The 18,846-nt window shown below is 67.5% G+C and carries 16 protein-coding genes; 10 read left to right on the top strand and 6 right to left on the bottom strand.

The window, feature by feature from the left end; translation table 11 throughout:
• The first annotated feature begins 99 nt into the window (after positions 1-99).
• Positions 100-615, top strand: coding sequence for a hypothetical protein (locus NN4_RS02975; protein WP_147128384.1), 516 nt, complete (start codon positions 100-102; stop codon positions 613-615).
• Here the strand turns inward: NN4_RS02975 and NN4_RS02980 are convergent.
• On the bottom strand, positions 602-1,243 hold the full coding sequence (locus NN4_RS02980) for a TetR/AcrR family transcriptional regulator (protein WP_147128385.1): 642 nt from the start codon (positions 1,241-1,243) through the stop codon (positions 602-604). The two genes, NN4_RS02975 and NN4_RS02980, sit on opposite strands and share 14 nt — an antisense overlap.
• Positions 1,244-1,351: 108 nt before the next feature.
• On the opposite strand from NN4_RS02980, the gene NN4_RS02985 reads away from it, so the two are divergent.
• Together NN4_RS02985 and NN4_RS02990 are read left to right on the top strand one after the other, a co-directional pair.
• Positions 1,352-2,407, top strand: coding sequence for a medium chain dehydrogenase/reductase family protein (locus NN4_RS02985; RefSeq protein WP_147128386.1), 1,056 nt, complete (start codon positions 1,352-1,354; stop codon positions 2,405-2,407).
• A gap of 54 nt (positions 2,408-2,461) precedes the next feature.
• Positions 2,462-3,061, top strand: coding sequence for an ABC transporter permease (locus NN4_RS02990; protein WP_147128387.1), 600 nt, complete (start codon positions 2,462-2,464; stop codon positions 3,059-3,061).
• A gap of 56 nt (positions 3,062-3,117) precedes the next feature.
• Here the strand turns inward: NN4_RS02990 and NN4_RS02995 are convergent, their stop codons facing one another.
• From NN4_RS02995 to NN4_RS03005, 3 genes are read right to left on the bottom strand one after another with little or no spacing between them, the layout of a single operon-like run.
• Positions 3,118-4,038 carry a ketopantoate reductase family protein gene (locus tag NN4_RS02995; RefSeq protein ID WP_147128388.1) on the bottom strand — a complete coding sequence of 307 codons (921 nt, stop codon included), beginning with the start codon at positions 4,036-4,038 and terminating at the stop codon, positions 3,118-3,120.
• A complete protein-coding gene (locus NN4_RS03000) occupies positions 4,035-5,306 on the bottom strand; it encodes a glutamate synthase-related protein (RefSeq protein ID WP_147128389.1) in 1,272 nt (423 codons plus the stop codon). Before NN4_RS03000 ends, NN4_RS02995 begins: the two co-directional genes overlap by 4 nt.
• On the bottom strand, positions 5,303-6,295 hold the full coding sequence (locus tag NN4_RS03005) for an asparagine synthetase A (protein WP_147128390.1): 993 nt from the start codon (positions 6,293-6,295) through the stop codon (positions 5,303-5,305). The genes NN4_RS03000 and NN4_RS03005 overlap by 4 nt, the downstream gene beginning before the upstream one ends.
• A gap of 563 nt (positions 6,296-6,858) precedes the next feature.
• Between NN4_RS03005 and NN4_RS03010 the strand changes: the two genes are divergently transcribed.
• The 7 genes from NN4_RS03010 to NN4_RS03040 are packed head-to-tail and all read left to right on the top strand — an operon-like array spanning position 6,859 to position 15,014.
• Positions 6,859-7,968: an LLM class flavin-dependent oxidoreductase gene (locus NN4_RS03010; protein ID WP_147128391.1), complete on the top strand. Its 1,110-nt coding sequence runs from the start codon at positions 6,859-6,861 to the stop codon at positions 7,966-7,968.
• Entirely contained in the window at positions 7,965-9,296 is a 1,332-nt protein-coding gene (locus tag NN4_RS03015) for an MFS transporter (protein WP_147128392.1), read from the top strand. The genes NN4_RS03010 and NN4_RS03015 overlap by 4 nt, the downstream gene beginning before the upstream one ends.
• The gene (locus NN4_RS03020) at positions 9,293-9,781 is read left to right on the top strand and encodes a cobalamin B12-binding domain-containing protein (protein WP_147128393.1); all 489 of its coding nucleotides are present in this window, start codon (positions 9,293-9,295) and stop codon (positions 9,779-9,781) included. Before NN4_RS03015 ends, NN4_RS03020 begins: the two co-directional genes overlap by 4 nt.
• Entirely contained in the window at positions 9,781-11,019 is a 1,239-nt protein-coding gene (locus NN4_RS03025; protein ID WP_147128394.1) for an ATP-grasp domain-containing protein, read from the top strand. Before NN4_RS03020 ends, NN4_RS03025 begins: the two co-directional genes overlap by 1 nt.
• On the top strand, positions 11,016-12,503 hold the full coding sequence (locus NN4_RS03030; RefSeq protein WP_147128395.1) for a hypothetical protein: 1,488 nt from the start codon (positions 11,016-11,018) through the stop codon (positions 12,501-12,503). The genes NN4_RS03025 and NN4_RS03030 overlap by 4 nt, the downstream gene beginning before the upstream one ends.
• A gap of 1 nt (position 12,504) precedes the next feature.
• Entirely contained in the window at positions 12,505-13,752 is a 1,248-nt protein-coding gene (locus tag NN4_RS03035; protein ID WP_147128396.1) for a methylaspartate mutase, read from the top strand.
• A gap of 20 nt (positions 13,753-13,772) precedes the next feature.
• Positions 13,773-15,014: an ATP-grasp domain-containing protein gene (locus tag NN4_RS03040; protein ID WP_147128397.1), complete on the top strand. Its 1,242-nt coding sequence runs from the start codon at positions 13,773-13,775 to the stop codon at positions 15,012-15,014.
• Positions 15,015-15,045: 31 nt separating this feature from the next.
• Here NN4_RS03040 and NN4_RS03045 read toward each other — a convergent pair whose 3' ends face one another.
• Positions 15,046-17,151, bottom strand: coding sequence for an AMP-binding protein (locus tag NN4_RS03045; RefSeq protein WP_147128559.1), 2,106 nt, complete (start codon positions 17,149-17,151; stop codon positions 15,046-15,048).
• 290 nt (positions 17,152-17,441) lie between these two features.
• A complete protein-coding gene (locus NN4_RS03050) occupies positions 17,442-18,839 on the bottom strand; it encodes a pyridoxal phosphate-dependent decarboxylase family protein (RefSeq protein ID WP_147128398.1) in 1,398 nt (465 codons plus the stop codon).
• Positions 18,840-18,846 lie beyond the last annotated feature (7 nt).

An 18,846-nucleotide genomic window follows, 5' to 3' on the forward strand; every position in this document is an offset into this window, starting at 1 on the left:
GCTCGCCAGGCACCAATCCCTCGAACCTGGCCCGAGACCGGCGGACCGATTCCCGCCCCGCCACCGCACCGCGCATGCCGCACCACCCCTGGAGACGTAATGCTCACCGCAGACCGGGAACTCGTGCCGTTCCGTACCTCGGCGATACTGCCGATCGTGTTCTTCCTCCCGCCGCTCGTCAGCTTCGCGGTCGCGCCGGGAGCCGTCTGGGCCGAGTATCCGGGCATCCTGTTCCATCTCGCGATTCTCGTGCTCATCGCGCGGATGGACGCCCCGGAATGGGCCAGGGCAGCGGGTTACGGCTGGATCGTCATCGATGTGGTCACCGGTGTTCTGGTGATCAACGAGGTACCCGAGGACATCACGTGGCCGATCCGGCTGGGCGGGCACGTTCTCGCCGGCGTGTGGATGATCGCGGCGTCGCTGCTCGCCGAATCGAAGGCGGTGCGGATTGCCGGGGTGATCGTCGGCAGCTGGCTCGCGCTGTACAGCTTCGGCAGCCACTACCTGCCCCGGCCGTTCCTGTATCCCGCCAGCATCCTCACGGTCGTCTGGCTGGGGCTACTTGCCGCGTATTACCGGCCCGTTCGACGGGCCGAACCTACCGCTCGGTGAAGTGCGCCAGCGTGTTGACGACTCGCTCCGCGATATCGGCCGGCCACGGAAAAGAGGGTGCGGCGGCCTGCTGGTGGGCGAGCCCGTGCAGGCCGAGCCAGAGCGCGACGGCGTCCGCGGTGGGGTCGTCGCTGGTGGCGTCGCCAGCGCTGACACAGTCCGCGAGGCCATCGGCGAGCAGTTGCATGCTCGTCTGACCGAGGGTGGCCACGTCGGCCGCGGTCACCGAGGACTCGTCCAGATCGGGCACCCACAGTCCGCCGAACATGGTGCGGTAGCGCCCCGGACGGTCACGCGCGAAATCCAGATAGCCGTAACAGACGGCCAGCAATCGCTCGCGCGGCGTCTTGCCCGCCGCATCCCTGGCGGTGCGCAATCGCTCGTCCAGCTCGGCGAAGGCGTTCTGCACCACGGCCAGCATGATGGCCGGCTGGTCGGGGAAGTGGCGGTAGATCGAAGGGGCCGCGATCCCGGCGCGGCGCGCGACCGATCGCAAGGTGATTGCGCTTTCCTCGCCGGTTTCGTCGAGCAGTGCGACCGCGGCCGTCACGATCTCGTCGCGCAATCGAGCGCCCTCGCCGCGGGGGTTGCGTGTGCGGACAGGGGTCGCGACCTCGTTCTTTCCCATGCCGTCAGCTTACATCACAAAACTTACAGCTGTTATCTCTTGCGCAATGTCGACTTACAGCCGTAGCCTTACATCTGTTAGCTCAACCGATCCGGAATGGACCATCTCATGGAAAACAGCACCGTCACCACCACCGTCACCGTGGTCGTCCTGCCGGGCAAGGTCGAGCCCGACGGCTTGCAGGTCACCCGTCGCGGCCTCGCCGCACCCGGCGCCGGTCAGGTCGTGCTCGGCATGGAGGCGACGGGCGTCTCGTTCGCCGAGCAGCAGATGCGCCGCGGCAAGTACTTCGACCAGCCGCCGTTCCCCTTCGTGCCCGGCTACGACGTGGTCGGCACCGTCACCGCGACCGGCCCCGGCGTGGACGCGGCGCTGATCGGACGCCGGTTCGCCGCGGTCACCAAGGTCGGTGCCTGGGCCAGCGCCCTGCTCGTCGATGCCGCGGATCTGGTGGCGGTGCCGGACGGCGTGACCCCGGCCGCCGCCGAGACCGTGGTGGTCAACGGCCTCACGGCGTGGCAGCTGCTGCACCGTTCGGCCGAGGTGCGTTCCGGCGCAACGATTGTTGTGCTAGGCGCCAACGGTGGTGTCGGCTCCACGCTCGTGCAACTGGCCCGCCATGCCGGGATCACGGTGATCGGCACGGCTGCGCCACGGCATCACCCGGCCCTGCTCGAGCAGGGCGTGCGTCCGGTCGACTACCGCGACCCCGAAATGTACCGCCGGATAAGGGAACTCGCGCCCGACGGCGTCGACGCGGTGTTCGACCACGTCGGCGGTGCGGGGGTGGTCGAGTCGTGGCGGCTGCTGCGCCGCGGCGGAACGCTGGTCTCCTACGGCACCGCGTCGACGAAAGACGTGGACGGCAATTCGCAGCTGCCGGTGCTGAAGCTGTTCCCGCGGTTGCTGATGTGGAACCTGCTGCCCAACGGTAAGAGCGCGCGCTTCTACAACCTGTGGGCGGGCCAGCGCCGCCGCGACGCCTTCCGTAGCCGGCTGCGCGAAGACCTCACCCAGGTGCTGCGGCTGCTCGCCGACGGCGTGCTGACCCCGCAGATCGCCGCGGAATTCCCACTCTCCGAAGCAAGTTCGGCCTTGGCGCTGGCGGAGTCACGCACCGTCGCGGGCAAGGTCGTCATCGTGCCGGATACCCGCCACTCCTGAATCCCACCTCTCCACTTCGTGCGTACCCGCACCGACACCTCGAAGGCTTCAGCCATGACCACCTATGTCGCCACCTCGATCCCCGCCATCCCCGCCGTCACCCGCAGCGGTGACGTCGACAACCGAGCCACCTACATCAGCTTCGGACTCGCCTACGTCCTGGGCCACGGTGCCGCCGCGCTCTCCCGCGGCGACAGCCCGCTGGTCGCCCTGCCCGGGTGGTTGCCGATGACGCTGCTGGGTCTCGGTTTCCTGATCGGCACCGTGTGCGCCACCCGCGCCGCCCTGCACGCCCAGCGCGGCGCCGACAAGGCCGAGGTGCTCGGCGGAAAACTCCTCGGCCTGTCCTGGGGTGTGGGTTTCGGGGCGCTGATCCTGGCCATCACCGGCCTCTCGTCCACACTGGCCGTGCCCGAACTGCAAACCTTCCTCTGGCCCGCCGGCTCCGGGCTTGTCGTCGGCCTGCTCTACCTGGGCGAAGGCGCCGCGCGCCGCAACGTGCTGCACTACGGTCTCGGCGGTTGGCTCGCGCTGAGCTCCACCGCCGCACTGTTTTTCAGCGTCCCCGGCTTCTTCGGGATCCTCGCGGTCGCCGGTGGCGGCGGCTACGCGGTGGCCACCGTCCTCGAGTTCCGCCGCCGCGGCCTCCGCTGACCGCCACACGCCAACCCCCGGCACCTGTCCGGGGGTTGAGCCATGTAGTCAGCCGATCAGGCGGGAGCCGACCCCTCGCTCAGCCGAGCCAAGTCGGCGACCAGCCGCTCGGTCAGCGGCATCGCCACCGAGTGCTGCTCGGCGATGCGCAACAGCGCCCCACCGATCGCATCGAGCTCGAGCGGCCGTCCGGCCTCGGCATCGCGTTGCATCGACGACTTGGCTTCCGGCGGAAAGGCGTCGTAGAACCGCAGGGCCGCATCGACATCGGCGGGCACGCCGGCCGCGCGACTGAGTGCGGCAATCTCCGCGACCAGGTCGACCAGCTCCGCGCGATGCACGGTCCGCATCTCGCCGACGGGACACTTGTGATGCGTGGTCATCAGGGCGAACGGCGCGAGGAAGAACAGCTTTCCCCACAGCATGGCGGCTTCGTCGTCGCGTGTCGTCGCGCGCACACCAGCGCCGTCGAGCACCGCGACCAGCTCGTCGAGCCGCTCGGATGACGTGGTCGCACTCGCCAGATCGATCTCGACGAACGGGCTGCCGTGCTCGACGATCCCCTGCGCGACCCGCGTCGACGCCACCCGAATCACGCCGGGCACCACCAATTCCGGGCGATACCGCCCGCGCAGCGCCGCCGGATGCTCGATCCCGTTGAGCAGCGGCACCACCAGGCCGTCGCCGAGCGCGGCGGGGGACACCCGGTCGAGGGCCGCGCCGAGGACGTTCTGTTTGACCGTCACCAGGCACACGTCGACCGGCTCACGTAACTCGGTGTCCGCCTCGGCCTGCACGGTGAAATCACCGAACATCCCACTGCGCACCTGCATTCCGTGCTCCCGTACGGCACGCACGGTCGCCTCGCCGCCGAGGAACGTCACCTGATGCCCGGCCCGGGCCAGCAACGCACCCACCAGCCCGCCGACTCCGCCCGGGCCCAGTACTGCCACACGCCACGGTCGCCCTGTATTCATCGCGTCCTTTCATTGGTAGCGGGGAACCAGATGTCCTCGGCGGCCAGATCCGCGATCCGGTACTTGCCGAGCGCGCTGATCAGGAGTCGCAGCTCCAGCTCGAACGCGACCAACAGGTTCGTCAGTCCATGATCGGCATTCTCGTCGGCGGCCACCAGCGCCGCCCGGCCGAGTCCGACGGCGGAGGCGCCGAGGGCCAGGCACTTCACGACTCTGGTTCCCTCCCAGCACCTTCCGGACACCAGCAGGCTGTTGCCGTGCCGGTCGCGGTCGGCGACCCTGCGTAAGCATTCGGCCAAGGGCAGGCCGACGTGCTCGAGGAATCCGTGCGGCGCCCAGCCGGTGCCCGCCTCCGCGCCGTCGACGGTCACCGCATCGGCGCCCGCCGCCCAGGCGACCTCGGCCGCGTCGCCCACATCCCGGGCCGGCGGCAGTTTCACCCAGATACGACAGCGCGGATAGTTGTTGCGCATCAACCGAATCTGCTGGCGCAGGATCTCCGGGGTGAAGGTGCCGGGGGTGGCTGAGCGCAGCATCGGTGCCGCCGCGCCGTCGTAGATATCGAGAATGTCGTACTGCGCCGACAAGTGTGCGGCCCGATCCGGCGGGAGCAGGGTCATGCCGCCGAGACCAGGTTTGGCCCCTTGGCCCACCTTCAATTCGAAGGCCAGGCGACCACTGGTCAGCAGCTGCTCGCTCGCCGGATCGCTGTACACCAGATTCCACACCTCGGCGTCGGCGTCCTCGGTACTCTGCTGGACGATCACCCCGCCGGTGTCCTCGGCGGCCATCTTGGTGTATTCGGTGAGCCGACGCAGCAGCGAGCTCTGTTCCTCGTCCGCGACCCGCCCGTAGCCGGACACCGGCACGATGTTCTCGCCGATCACCATCGGCACGCCCGCGGCACCGGCTTGCCCGGCCACCGCGACACCGAGATCGCCGTCGGCCACGGCGGTGGACCCGAACGCCGAAACATACACCGGCAGAGTCGATCGCAGACCGCCGATGGTGGTGGTCAGATCGACGTCACCGGCCAGCGGCTCCCGGCCCAGATCGAACATCATCTCCGCGCGCAGCGGCACGAACACGGGCGGGACCAGCCGCGCGTGGTCGATCGCGTCCATGGAGTCCGGTGCGGCTGCCGGTTGCCCCTGCCCGAACAGGGTCGAGCCGTACTGCGCGTTGTCGGGGAACACCGAACCCGCCGCCGTCCGCGCTCGCGCCCGCACCTCGCGCTCGGGGAATCCGGGAGCCGACAACACACTCATGGCCGGAGCTCCCCCGGAATCTTGGGGTAGGCGCTGGCCTGCCAGACCGCGTCCAAGCCGCCGAGGAACCGGGTGAACCGTTCGACGCCGAGGCCGAAACCCGCACTGGGCGAAAGGCCGTCGCGGGCCAGGGTGAGGTACCACTCGTATTTGGCCGGATTCTCACCGGTTTCCCGCATGCGGGTCAGCAGGGTGCGGTAGTCCGATTCGCGGGCGCTGCCGCTCATCATCTCGCCGAAGCCGCCGGGGAAGATCAGGTCGAAGTTGCGCAGCGTGCCCGGCTCGTCGGGGTTCTCGCTGTCGTAGAAGCCGCGCGAACCCTTCGGGTAGTCGGTGATGAAGAACGGGCGGGTGGCGGCCGCGGAGATGATTTCCTCACCCTGCCAGTCGATCTCGGTGTGTTCGCGCTGGTCGTGCCCGAGGTCGCGCAGCTGCGCCACCGTCGCCGAGTGCCGCTGGCGGTCATAGGGCCCCGCGAGCACCTGCTTCAACTGTTCGAGATCGCGGTCCAGGACTTCCAGCTCGCGCTGGGCATTGGTCAGCACGTGCTCCACGGCGTATTTCGTCAGCCGCTCGGCCACGTCCATGGCGTCTTCGCGCGAGCCGTTCGCGATCTCGACATCGAGCTGATGGAACTCCGCGAGGTGCCGATGCGTCACCGCGGTCTCCAGCGGCTCGAGCCGCACGTTGGGCGCCACGTGGAAGATTTTGTCGAAGGCGAGCAGCGAGGCCTGCTTGTAGAGGATGCCGCTGGTCATCAGCTTGTAGCGGTGACCGTAGTAGTCGATGTCGACCTGTTTCGCGCCACGCGCCCCGGGGTCGGTCACCGGACCGATGATGGGCGGCAGCAGCTCGGTGAATCCCTCTGCGGTCAGAAATTCGCGCGCGGCGGACAGGAATCGGGCCTGCACCGTCAACGCCGCGACGGTTCGTTTCGACGTGAGATGCGCGCGCGGTAGTGGGGGCGCGGATACCGTCGGTTCAGTCACTTCAGGCAAAGTTCGATCCGTTCAATAGTCGTGCGAGGGTGGTCGAATTCCGTGGCGCGGATATTCGCCATCGGAGATATCTGGACAAGCCGATTGTGGTGCCCGATATTCGACGATTCCTCGTATGCAATTGGTCTACTATCGACTAACGTATCTATCCACGTTAACTGTTCTCGCGTGATCGACGCGAATACGCGGTAACTGGTGGGAAACTATTGCTTGACGGCCTTCGTCGAACCCCCCTAACCTGTCGAACTGTCCTGCTAACGCACTGGTAGCGGCCCTATTCTCCCTCGTTCCGGCGACGTCGTCCACCCCCCGAATGGGGGGTATTCCGGTTGTGAAGATCGTTTAGCAGCTCTGTTCGAGGCCCCCTATAGGGGTTGCCGAACAATGGTGTTAACGGCGCGGTGTAGGCAGCTTATACCCCTTTGACAGCGGCGGGAAGTCGATGTAACTTTGCCTTAACAGGGCAGGGGGAGTTGGACGGGGTGCGACTTTCCATTGATGCTGAGAATCTTCTACTGTCTCCGTCGCGATAACTGGAAGTGAATCCCGCTAAAATGAACTACGACCGTACGAACTTCGCTCCGCTGTCTCATTCCCGAGTCGAGCCCGGCGAGCTGAGGTTCCACTGGTGCGCGCCGCTGGACAGTGGTCAGCAGAAGGCCACCGAGAAGTATCGCGTCGGCGAACTCGACTTCGACGGAATGGTGGACTTCTGCCAGGAGGCCGACGCGCTCGGCGTTGACTCCTTGCTGATGGGCATCGCCGACTACATGCCCGACCCGCTGCCGATGATCGGCGCGCTGGTCCGGGAGACCGAGAACGTCACCTTCATCCTGGCCTACCGGCCCGGCCTGTTGTCGCCGACCTTGTTCACCCAGGTCGTCAACACGATCTCTTGGATGTCCGACGGGCGCATCGCGTTGAACTTGGTCGCAGGCATCTCGCCCGCGGAGCAGGCGGGCTACGGCGATTTCGTCGCCCACGACGGCCGGTACGCCCGCACCCAGGAATTCCTCGATATCTGCCACCGGTTCTGGGGCGGTGAGAAGCCGCTGTCCTACGAGGGCGACCACTACGTCATCAAAGAGGCCGCGCTCGGCCTGGGCTACCAGGGTGGCGGCCGGCCCGAGATCTACCTGAGCGGCGCGTCGGAGATCGCACAGGAGACCGCCGCGATGTACGGCGACTGCTGGCTGCGCTACGGCGATACGCCCGAGGGCATGGGCGCCGCGGCGCGACCGGTCCTCGACAAGGGCACCCGCGTCGGCACCCGAATGCACGTGCTGGCCAGGGAAACTCGCGCGCAGGCGCTCGCCGATCTCGCCGCCATGCAGGAGAACCCCGACGAGAAGCATCGCGAATGGGTCGCGCAGGTGGTCGCCGCGTCCGACTCCGAAGCCGTGAAAACCTCGTTCCGCCTTGCCGAACAGGCCGCCGACGACTGGCTGTCGCCGATGATCTACTCCGGTTTCGTGCCGTACCGCGGCGGGCCCGCGCTGTGCGTGGTCGGCAGCTACCAGGAGGTGGCCGACTACCTCTATCAGTACAAGGCGGCCGGGATCAGCGAGTTCATCTTCTCCGGTTGGCCGACCCGCGACGAGATGCGCATCTTCTACACCCATGTCCTGCCCCTCATCCGTGAACGCGAGAGACGGCTGGGATGAAGCAGCGGGCGGTGGCTCGGCGCCGGGGGAAGGAAGTCAGCGAAGCCGACGGGGTGGATAAGCCCAGCGGGAAGGTGGTCGGCGGGACCGACGGGCTGAACAAGCTCAGCGTGCTGTTCGCCACCGGTGTTCTGCTCGGACTGGTCGCTGAACAAGTGGTGCTGTTCGCGGTGCCGCTGTTGATCTTTCACGACACCAAGCAGGTCTCCACCCTCGGCTTCGCGTTCGCGCTGGAGTGGCTGCCCGCCCTCATCGCCTACCCGTTCGCAGGCATGCTCGCCGACCGAGACGGCGGTGCCAGGCTGTTCACCCGCGTGGCGACGATGCGCGCGCTGATCCTGGTCGCCGTCGTGCTGGTCTGCCTCGTCCGGCCCGGCTGGCTGGTGCCCGCCCTGATGACCGGTGGCGCGTGCCTTTCGGTGTGTGTCGCGCCCATCCGGATGTCGATCGAGCGGATGGTGCCGCAGCTGGCCCGCGACTCCCAGATCGCCACGGTGCAGTCCCTGGTGCAGAACATGGAGCTGCTCGCCATGGCGCTCGGGCCCGCGCTCGCGATCGTGGGCGCCGCCGTGCTCGGCAAGCTGCCGCTGCTGCTGGTCGCCGCGGCCGCGTTCGGCATCAGCGCGTTGACCTGGCTGCCGTTGCCGCGGCCGAAGGTGCGGGCCGCCGTCGGCTGGGTGGCCCGGGAAGTGTTGGCGGAGTTGGCCACCGGATGGCGACTCATGGTGCAGATCCGCCCGGTCCTGCTGCTCGGCATCCTCAACTTCACCATCAACCTGGTGGTCGGCGTGCTGATCGTCTCGAACGCAGCCCTGGTCACCGACGTTTTCAAAGCACCCGACTCGGCCTACGGTCTGCTGAACGCGGCCGTCGGGGTCACCGGGCTGCTGAACCTCTTGCTGATGCCCGCGCTGCTCCGTCGCGTCGGTGTCGGGCCCATCGGGGTGACGGGATTCTGGCTGATGTGCGCCGCGTTCCTGATAGCCGCTCTCGCACCGTCCTATTGGGTCTACGCCCCGGCCTTTGTCGCGATGCTCGTCGGCGACGCGCTCTACAACATCTACAACCGCACCCAGCGGGTGAAGGTGATCCCGATCGAGCATCTCGGCAAGGTCATGGGGCCGTTCTATCTGCTCAACCTGTTGTCCTATCCGATCGCGGGCCTGCTGATCGGTGGTCTGGGCGCCACCATCGGCCCGCAACGGCTCGCGCTGTGGCTGGGCATCATGCTCTGCCTGATCGGCGCGGTTCTCCTGCCGTTGACGATGGCCAGTTTCCGAAAAGCCTTGCTGGCCCGCGAGAACGCTAACGTTGAGGTCGTGACATGAACGTTCGTTTCCGGTGCGTGCTGAGCACCGTGGAGTCCGATTCCCATCTCTGGAATCTGGTGTACCTGCAGAAGCTGCTCGAGGAGAACGGCGCCTCGGTGCACAACCTCGGGCCGTGTACGCCGGTCGAGAGCGTGGCCGACGCCATCCGCGCGGACCGGCCCGACCTGCTGGTCGTGTCCAGCGTCAACGGCCACGGTTTCCACGGCGCGCAGGTGCTGCTGTCCGGTCTGCGCGAGCGCGGACTCGAGGTGCCGTGCGCCATCGGCGGCAAACTGACCACCGCGGTCTCCGACGACGACCGGGTCCGCCGCGAACTGCTCGACCTGGGCTACACCGACGTGTTCCTCGGCGACGACGCCATCGCGCGCTTCCGCGGTTTCCTGCGTTTCGGTCTCGCCCAAGGGTTTTCGGCCTGGCGCGCGGACCCCGCGCTGATCACGCCGTGGGACAGCGCGAACTCCGTGACCCGAAAGGTGTCCTGATGCATATCGTCATCGTCAATCGGTGGCCACGTTTCTTCGACGGGACCCGCTGGGACAACGAGCTCACCCGCTACGAGGAGTTCATCGACCACGACGCCAACCAGGTGAGCTACGTGGTGGACGGTCCAGGGGCCGAGGGCGTGCTCGCCGACCCGGCGAAGATCGCCTGCCAGGTGCGCGTCGAGGACGTCAACGACGTGGCGGCCCTCGGCGCGGCGGTACTGGAGATCACCGAGCGGGTCGGGCCGGTGGACGAGCTGATCGCCCTGTCGGAGTTCACCCTGGAGATCGCGGCCAAGGTCCGCGAGGACCTCGGCATTCCCGGACCGACCCGCACGGAGGTCGCCGTCTACCGCGACAAGGTTCGGATGAAGCAGGTGTTGGACGAGTCGGGAATTCGGGTGCCGCGCTTCGATTCCTGTGTGAGCGCCGAGCAGGTGCGCGCGTTCGCGGCGTCCTGCGGCTATCCGCTGATCCTCAAGCCGGTCGCGGCGGCCGCCAGCATCGGGGTGCGCCGGGTGGACAACGCCGCGGAGCTGGACGCCGCACTGGCGACTCTCGATCTCGGCGACTACGAGATCGAGGAATTCATCGCGGGGCAGATCTACCACGTGGACGGTTTCGTCGACGACGACTCCCGCATCACGTTCCAGGCGACCTCTCGCTACATCAACGACTGTCTGTCCTTCACGCACGGCGCGCCACTCGGCTCGGTGTTGATGAGCCCGTCGCCACGGCGGACGCTGATCGAGGAGTTCTCGCAGCAGATCGTCACCGCTCTCGGCTTGCGCCGCTTGCCCTTCCACCTCGAGGTGTTCATCACCCCGGCCGGCGATCCGGTATTCCTCGAAATCGGCGGCCGAGTGGGTGGTGCCGAGGTCCCGCACCTGATCTACCGGGTCTTCGGCGTCAACCTGTACGAGATGTTCCTGCGGGTGCTGTCCGGCGGGCCGGTCCCGCCGGTGCCGGACCTCATCGACTCCTCCGGCGGTTGGCTGATCATGCCCAAGTCCGCCGAGCAGGCCGAACGGGTGCTGCGGGTCGCCTCCATGCGCGACCAGGTGCCGATCGTCTGGCGCGAGCTGCTGCCCGAACCCGGGCAGGTGCTGGCGCCCGGCGGCGCGTACGACGCGCTGCATCGCGGGCGCTTCATTCTGCTGCACGAGGATGAGCACGTCGTCGAGGCCGGCATCCGAAAGATCATCGAGAACTTCGACTTCGAGGCGGAATCGCTGTGAACAGTGCACATGATGCCAACGACGACCGGGCGCGCTACGAGCAGCTGATCGGCTTCCTCACCGAGGAAGAACGACTAGGGGTGGCGGCCGTCGGCGACAAGCTGATCGAAGCCGCGGGCGGTCGCCAGAAACTCGCCGACTACAAGGTCATGGTGGCCTACGGCGGCGGCAAGGACAGCACCTACGTCGTCGCTTTCGTGCGTGCTGTGCAATTACGGCTGCAACTCGCGCACGGCAGCACCTTCCTGATGCGGGTCGCGAACATGCGGCACGCCGGTGTGGTCGGCGCGGTGATGGAGAACATCGATCGGGTGTATTCGGCGCTGGGCCTGCTGGACGACGAGCGAGCCGAGCTGCTCACCATCGACCACACCGAGATTCGCCGTTTCCGGGTCGATCTGCCGCTGCCGGAGAAGCTGGTGGCGATCAACCGGCTCGACGTGCTGATGAACGGGCACCGCTCCGCCGGCGACGGCCGCCCCACTTTCTGCAACAGCTGCAATCTTGCGGTCGCTGACTTCTACGGGCGCGCCGCCTGGTGGCGCGGCGGCGTCGACGCGATCATGACCGGCGACTCCCGCCGGGAACAGGCCCTCTACGCCGCGTGGATTCTGCGGCTGGCCAAGGGCATCGGCATCGACGTGCAGCGCAAGGGCATGACCTTCCAGGATCTGCTCGCCGCGCTGCGCGGCGTCGGCGACGCCTACTTCCGCGAGTTGTTCGGCGACGACCGGCACGAGCCCGCCGAACGCGAGGTCGCGGTGGGGGACCGGTCGGTGCAGCCCACCTTCGTCTCCATCTACGACCTGGTCAGCTACCGGGTGCACGACCACTGGGATCTGATCGTCGACTTCCTCGGCTTCCGCTTCGACGACCTGGCGTTCAGCTTCACCGAATCCGACTGCGCCAATCCGACACTGATGGCACATTTGCGCGGACTGCGCGTCGAGTACGTGGAGGGGCGCAGCTATGCGGCGGGCATCACCGAGTACCTGGAGTTCGCCGAGACGATGATGCGCAGGAAGGAAATGCCGGACCGGCTCATCGATCTCGCCCTGGCCCGCTACGACTCGCCGGACAAGATCGCCGAACGGCGTGCGGTGGCAAGTGCGTACGCCGAGAACGCCTTCGGGCTGAACGAGGACGCGTTGGTCGCGATGGTGTTCTCGCCGTTCACCGACAAGGGCGCGCGGCTGCCTGCCTTCATCGAACGCTGCCACCCCGAGTGGCGCGACGACATCCCGGCCTTGCACGCCGCGCTGCTCGCCGAGGAGGGCAGCGACCACGCCGCTGCCTGGCTGGCGGAGGTGTCCGGGCTGTCCATCACACACCTGCGCACGCTCTATCGCAGCTCACTGGTCGACTTCGCGGCCGGGGACACCGTGATGGCCAGGGTGCGCGCCGGTGACCCGCACAAATCTCAGGTGCACACCGTCGACGCGCAGTCGGGACTACCCACGCTCGAACTGATCTCGGGTCGGTGACGTGGCAGGGTTTTTCGACAGTTTTGTGGCGGACCGAGCCGATGCGGGGCAGTTGGTCGTCCAGCCCCGCATGGGTTTCGGCAGCCTCGCGGCGATGCGGGCCGGTCTCGCGCGCGTTGCGCACCTGGATTTTCCGGTGATCGGCACCATCACGCTCGACAGTTACACCCGCGTCGGCGATTACCGGACGCCGCTGGAACGCCTTGCGGTTGGTGAGGAGTTGAACGGTTACCCGCTGGTCTCCCATTCGGTCGAGGACACGAAGAAGGTGCTCGCCGGTTTGTACGGGCCGACGTTTCCGGTACAGGCGCGCCACGGCACCGCCCTGCCGTTGCGCGTCTTCCAGCGATTGGTCGAGGTCGGGCTGGACGCGACCGAAGGCGGTCCGGTCTCGTACTGTCTGCCCTACAGCAGGTTGCCGCTGCGCGACGCGGTCGATGCCTGGTCGGAGAGCACGCGGTTTCTCGCGGGCGAGACCGAGTTCGGGCACATCGAGAGTTTCGGCGGGTGCATGCTCGGCCAGCTCTGCCCGCCGTCCCTGCTGGTGGCGCTGGCTGTGCTGGAAGGGTGCTTCTTCCGCCAGCACGGGCTGCGCTACATGTCGCTCAGTTACGCGCAAGGCACCCTGGCCGAACAGGATCGCGGCGCGCTGCGTGCCTTACGGACCCTCGCCGCGGCATACCTCGGCGACGTGACCTGGCACGTCGTGTTCTACACGTACATGGGACTTTTCCCGAGGACCGCCGACGGCGCGACGCGGCTCATCCGCGACAGCGCCCGCCTGGCCATGGCGACCGGCTGCGAACGAATGATCGTGAAAACGGTGTCCGAGGCCTGGCAGATTCCCTCCGTCGCCGAAAACGTTGCGGCGCTGCGCATCGCGGCGGAGGAGGCCGCCGGGCCGCTCGACCCGGCGGCCCCGGCCGAGACGGAGTACTTCACCGAGGTGCACGACGAGGCGCGCATCCTCATCGACACGGTGCTCGACCTCGATGCCGACGTAGGGAAGGCGTTGCTGAAGGCCTTCGCCACCGGCCTGCTCGACGTGCCCTTCTGCCTGCACGCCGACAACCTCGGCGCCACCACCTGCGTCATCGACGAGCAGGGTGCGCTGCGCTGGGGGTCGTTGGGCCGGCTTCCGTTGCCCGCCACCGCCGGTCGCGACGATCTCGCCCGGCTCGGCTCCGACCAGCTCTACGGGATGCTCGACCACGTCGCGAACAGCTATGACAGCAGGCTGGTCCCGTGACTACCCCGAGGGGATCTTCGATGTCCGAAGCCGATTCGCCCACCGTCGTCCTGGTGGACGCGTTCTCCACCGGAGCGCTGCTGGCCCGCCAGGCACGGCAGCACTACCGGCTGGTCCACGTCCGGTCCCGCGCCAACCTGTCCGCGACCTTCGCCGCGAGCCTGCCCGCCGAGTTGTTCGACGAGGACCTCTCCTACGCCGACCAGGCCGACGACGTGCTGCACCGACTGGCCGAACTGGCACCGGTCGCGGTGATCGCGGCCAGCGAGTTCGGCGTCGAGGTGGCGGATGAGATCGCGGCGAAACTGGCGTTGCGCGGCAACGATCCGGCGCTGTCGTATGTCCGGCGCGACAAGTTCCACATGGTGGAAGCCGTGGCCGCCGCAGGGCTGCGCACCGCACGGCAGCGGCGCGGCGCCGACGCGGCGGCGCTACTGGACTGGCGGCGCAAGGCCGGCCTCGGCCGCACCGTGGTGAAGCCGCTCGACAGCGCCGGCTCCGACGACGTGTTCATCAGCGACTCCGAAGCCGAAATCCGCGCCGCCGTCCACGCCATCATCGGCAAGACCAATCTCATGCTGCGCACCAATGCCGCTGTGCTGGCACAGGAATACCTCCTCGGCGACGAGTACATCGTCAACTCGGTCAGCCGCGACGGCAGGCACTGGTTCACCGACGCATGGATCAGCCAGAAGGTGACCGTGCGCGACAACCGCAGGATCTACGACTACGAAGACCTCTTGTCGCCGACCGACCCCCGCTGCACCGAGATCCTCGACTACGTCTCGGGCGTCCTCGACGCCCTGGGCATCGCGAACGGCCCTGCCCACACCGAACTCATCTACACCGCCGCGGGCCCGGTGCTCCTGGAAACCGGCGCCCGCATCTCCGGCCTGGCCAACCCACCCGCCCTCGACCGCTGCACCGGGGTGAACCAGGTGGGCCTGACGATGGACTGCTACCTCGGTGAAGGCCGAGCCTTGGCCGCTCAACCCCCGGTCTACACCCGTCACGAACACGCCCGCTGCGTCAATCTCATTGCCCACCGCGAACTCCCACTCCCCGCCCAGCTCCTCCGCACCGAACTCGAACAACTCCCGGCCATCGAAAGCATCCGCTTCCGCATCGCCGACCAAGCCACCACCAGACCCACGGTCGACCTGAACTCCTCCCCGGGCGTGGTCTTCCTCGTCCACCAGGATCCCGCCGAGATAGACCGCTCCTACCTGAAACTCCGCCAGCTCGAACACGACCTGCTGTAGTCACCGGTCGCACCGCCGATCCCGAAGCGGCTCAGGTGATTACGTGCGGGCCGCCGAGTGGGGACGGGAGTGGTGTCTCGCCGGTGTGGGGGCCGGTGAGGAGTTGTTTGATGATCTTGCCGGTTTCGCCGCGGGGGAGGGAGGCGAGGAAGGTGACGTCGCGGGGGACGGAGAAGCGGCTGAGGCGGTGGCGGATGTAGGACCGGATCATGTCCGAATCCAGGCCCGAGTCTTCGCGTTTCACGACGAAGGCGGCGAGGCGCTGGCCGAATTCCTGGTCGGGGACGCCGACCACGGCGACCTCGCTGACCTGGGGGAGGTGGGCGAGGGCCTCCTCGACGGGGCGGGGGAAGACGTTCTCGCCGCCGGAGATGATCATCTCGTCGTCGCGGCCCGCGATGAACAGTCGCCCGGCGACGTCGAGATAGCCGAGGTCGCCGGTGTCCAGCATGCCGTCGGACTCGGCCGGCGGCGCCGAACTCACGTAACCGTCGAACAGCATGTGATTGCCGACGTAGATGTTTCCGGTGACGCCGATCGGGACCGGGCGCCGATCGGGGCCGAGCACCGCGACTCTGGTGCCCAGCGGCGGCTTGCCCGCGGTGGTCGGCGCGGTCCGCAGGTCGTCGGGCGTGGCGATGGTGGCCCAGGAGACTTCGGTGGAACCGTAGACGTTGTACAGGATTTCGCCGTAGACATCCATGAAGCGCAGCACCGTCGCACCGGCCAGCGGGGCACCGCAGCTGACGACCGCGCGCAGGCTCGACGTGTCGTAGCGGGCCCGCACGGCGGGCGGCAGATCGAGGATGCGGTTCACCATCGTCGGCACGACGATCATGCTGGCGACGCGATGTTCGGCGACGAGCCGCAGACATTCCTCGGCGTCGAATCGCTCCGGCAGCACCACCGTCGCGCGCAGTGGCGTACTGATCTGGAGTCCGGCCAGCCCCCAGGTGTGGAAGAGCGGCGCGGGGATGAGCATCGGCTGTTCCATGGGCAGCGGAATCCGCGACAGCAGCGCGGCGATGGTGCCGAAGCCCTTGGGTTCGGGGCGGCGCGCGCCCTTCGGCGTGCCGCTGGTGCCGGAGGTCAGCACGATCAACCGGCCCGGCCGGGTCGGGCGATGAAAATCCCATTCGCCCTGCGCGATCAGATCCTCGATGGTGGTCCGGTGCGGCACCGGCGGGTGGCCGTCGATGTTGAAGCGCGGCAGGTCGGTGTGCAGGTAGCAGACCAGCTGCTCGAGGTCGCCGTCGACGAACAGCGCGGCGATCCGGTGCCGCTGGACGATGTCCTCGATCTGCCGGCCGGACAGCCCGACATTCAACAGCGCCACGTCGACGCCGAGTTTGCCTGCGGCGACCATGCATTCGACCATGCCGGCATGGTTGCGCGAGAGCAGCCCGACCGTGTCGCCGAAGCCGAGGTCGAGCCGAGCCATTGCACCGGCGAGTGCGCTTGTCCGAGCGTGCATCTCGGCGAAGGTGCGGGTGCCCGATCCGTCGATCAGGGCGATCCGATCCGGATCGTAGGCCGCGGCCGCCGCGTAGCCACCGGCCAGGTTGAAGCCCCATTTCGCCAGGGAGCGAGCCTGTTTCACGCCGATCGCGAGGTTCGTGGTGCGCCCGACGCCGACTGTGACCATCTGTTTGGCCACGCTCACCTGCCTGCGCAGTGGGGCATTCTCGGCATTGATCACCGTCGAGGTCCGTGCGCCACGGATGACATCGACCGCCCGCCGCAGCCCGTTTTTCACCCACGCCACCACGGCCGCGTTGGACTGCTCGGCGATGTGTGGATGCCACCGGCCCGGCGCGAACACGGTGACGACGACCTTGGTGCGCTCTTGGTCACCCTGCAGCTTCACCGACACGAAACTGCCGGTCCCCGGGCACTGCAACTCGAAACTCTCGTACCAGCGCCACACGGTCAGCCGCAGCTCATGCGTGCGGATGCCGGACTCGGCGGTGCCGATGCGCACCTGCGCGATCCGGCTGTCCGGTCCGGTCTCCACCAGCTCGCAGGCGCCGATGCCCGCGAACAACCGGGGGTAGGTCTGCGGTTCGAGCAGCAGATCCCACAGCGCTTTACGGGCGACCGCGAAGTCGGCGCTCACATCGATGACGTCGGTTACCAACTCACGCACTTCTCGTCGGCCGGTTCGAACAACTCGGGGCCGGCGGGTGCCCCTCGATTCGCCGGTCACCCGTGCGGCCGATGCGTCAGCGAACCGGCAACCTGCAATCGACCCCAGTATGGGTCGCGATGACGATGTTGCCCACCATTTACCGCTACATTGTGCGCCGCACCCATCCGGAGTCGACCTTGATGTGAACTCGCCCAATGCGCAACGGTTCCCGGCCGGTGCGTCGGTCGACCTGGATCATCGTGCGCACGTGGTGACCGGTCACCGGTACTCGCCGAGAATCACGCCGCGGCGACCTTGACGATCACCTCCAACAGGTCGTTCAACGTCTGCCGATCGGTCGTCGGCGACATGAGCGCGGCGCGCAAATAGGGTCGGCCACCCAGCGCGAAAGACGAGAGATAGAACCGGCCGTCCTGGATCAGCCGGGACCGCAACTCGAGCTGCCGGTCGCCCCACGGCTCATATCGGAAGCAGAGGATATTGCTCTGCGGCTGGTACGGCGCGGTGAAATCGGGTCGTTCTTGAATGAGCTCCCACAAGTCGGTGGCGAGGCCGTATTGCCGCTCGACATAAGAGCGCAAGGAAGCTTCACCGCGATAGGCGAGCGTCAGCAAGATCTTGAGACCGAGTGGCGCCTTGGAGGTTTCGAAGGTGTACTGCCCGGGGTCCACGTCTTCGGCCTCGGGCCGGTAGAGATAACTCGCGTCTTGCTTGAACATGGTGTCGAGATAACGCTTTTCGCGGAACAGCACCCCGGTGCACAGCGCCGAGGTACGCAGCATCTTGTGCCCGTCCCACACCGTGGAGTCCGCGCGCTCGATGCCGGCCAGTAGGCCGCGATGGCGCGGCGAGATCAGCGCGGCGGCGCCGTGTGCGCCGTCGACGTGGAACCACAGGCCGTTGGCCGCGCAGAACTGCGCGACATCGGCGATCGGGTCGTACAGGCCCGTCCCGGTGGCGCAGCCGTTGGCCACCACGGCGACCGGACGCTTACCCTGCGCGCGCACCTCGGCGAGCGCGGGCTCGAGCTCCGCCGGATCGATGCGGCCCAGCGCGTCGGTGCGCAGCGGATAGACGCCGCGTTCGCCCAGCCCCATGACGGCGGCTGCCTTGCGCACGGAGTAGTGACTGGTCGCCGGGGCGAGAATGACGAGGTCGCCCGGGTTTCCGTCTCGCCACGCGGTGGCGTCGGCATGCGAACGGGCGGCGAGCAGAGCAGTCAGATTGCCCAGCGTGCCGCCGTTGGTGATCGCCCCGAGCCCGGTCGCGCCCCAGCCGACGTTGTCCAGCATCCACCGGCACACCGCCCGGTCCACCGCCGCGGCGGCGGGGGCGAGCTCGTACACCAGGGGAATATTGTTGGTCATCGCCTGGAGGAGATCGGCGACCACACCGGGGGTATCCGACGGCGCGATCTGATGCGCCATGTACCCGGGGTGATGATGGCTGGCCGAGATGTCGCTGTAGGTGGTGACGAACGACAGCAACTCGGGCAGCGTCATCCCCCCTTCTTCGATCCACCGGCGCAGCTCCAGCCGCTTGGCGACCGTATCGATATCGGCCGAGGAAACGACCTCGCCCGCTCCGGTCCTGGCCGTTTCGATATGGGCGGCAAGGGTTTCGAGGACCGCCGTCCCGACTTCTCGCACATCGTCGACCAAATCGACATGAGACATGTTGGAT

This window comes from Nocardia ninae NBRC 108245 (assembly GCF_007990755.1).
In the GTDB taxonomy this organism is placed as follows: Bacteria; Actinomycetota; Actinomycetes; order Mycobacteriales; family Mycobacteriaceae; genus Nocardia; species Nocardia ninae.

Coding starts and splice junctions, on each gene's coding strand:
- NN4_RS02975 (WP_147128384.1), top strand. CDS start 100: ATGCTCACCGCAGACCGGGAACTCGTGCCGTTCCGTACCTCGGCGATA.
- NN4_RS02980 (WP_147128385.1), bottom strand. CDS start 1,243: ATGGGAAAGAACGAGGTCGCGACCCCTGTCCGCACACGCAACCCCCGC.
- NN4_RS02985 (WP_147128386.1), top strand. CDS start 1,352: ATGGAAAACAGCACCGTCACCACCACCGTCACCGTGGTCGTCCTGCCG.
- NN4_RS02990 (WP_147128387.1), top strand. CDS start 2,462: ATGACCACCTATGTCGCCACCTCGATCCCCGCCATCCCCGCCGTCACC.
- NN4_RS02995 (WP_147128388.1), bottom strand. CDS start 4,038: ATGAATACAGGGCGACCGTGGCGTGTGGCAGTACTGGGCCCGGGCGGA.
- NN4_RS03000 (WP_147128389.1), bottom strand. CDS start 5,306: ATGAGTGTGTTGTCGGCTCCCGGATTCCCCGAGCGCGAGGTGCGGGCG.
- NN4_RS03010 (WP_147128391.1), top strand. CDS start 6,859: ATGAACTACGACCGTACGAACTTCGCTCCGCTGTCTCATTCCCGAGTC.
- NN4_RS03015 (WP_147128392.1), top strand. CDS start 7,965: ATGAAGCAGCGGGCGGTGGCTCGGCGCCGGGGGAAGGAAGTCAGCGAA.
- NN4_RS03020 (WP_147128393.1), top strand. CDS start 9,293: ATGAACGTTCGTTTCCGGTGCGTGCTGAGCACCGTGGAGTCCGATTCC.
- NN4_RS03025 (WP_147128394.1), top strand. CDS start 9,781: ATGCATATCGTCATCGTCAATCGGTGGCCACGTTTCTTCGACGGGACC.
- NN4_RS03040 (WP_147128397.1), top strand. CDS start 13,773: ATGTCCGAAGCCGATTCGCCCACCGTCGTCCTGGTGGACGCGTTCTCC.
- NN4_RS03050 (WP_147128398.1), bottom strand. CDS start 18,839: ATGTCTCATGTCGATTTGGTCGACGATGTGCGAGAAGTCGGGACGGCG.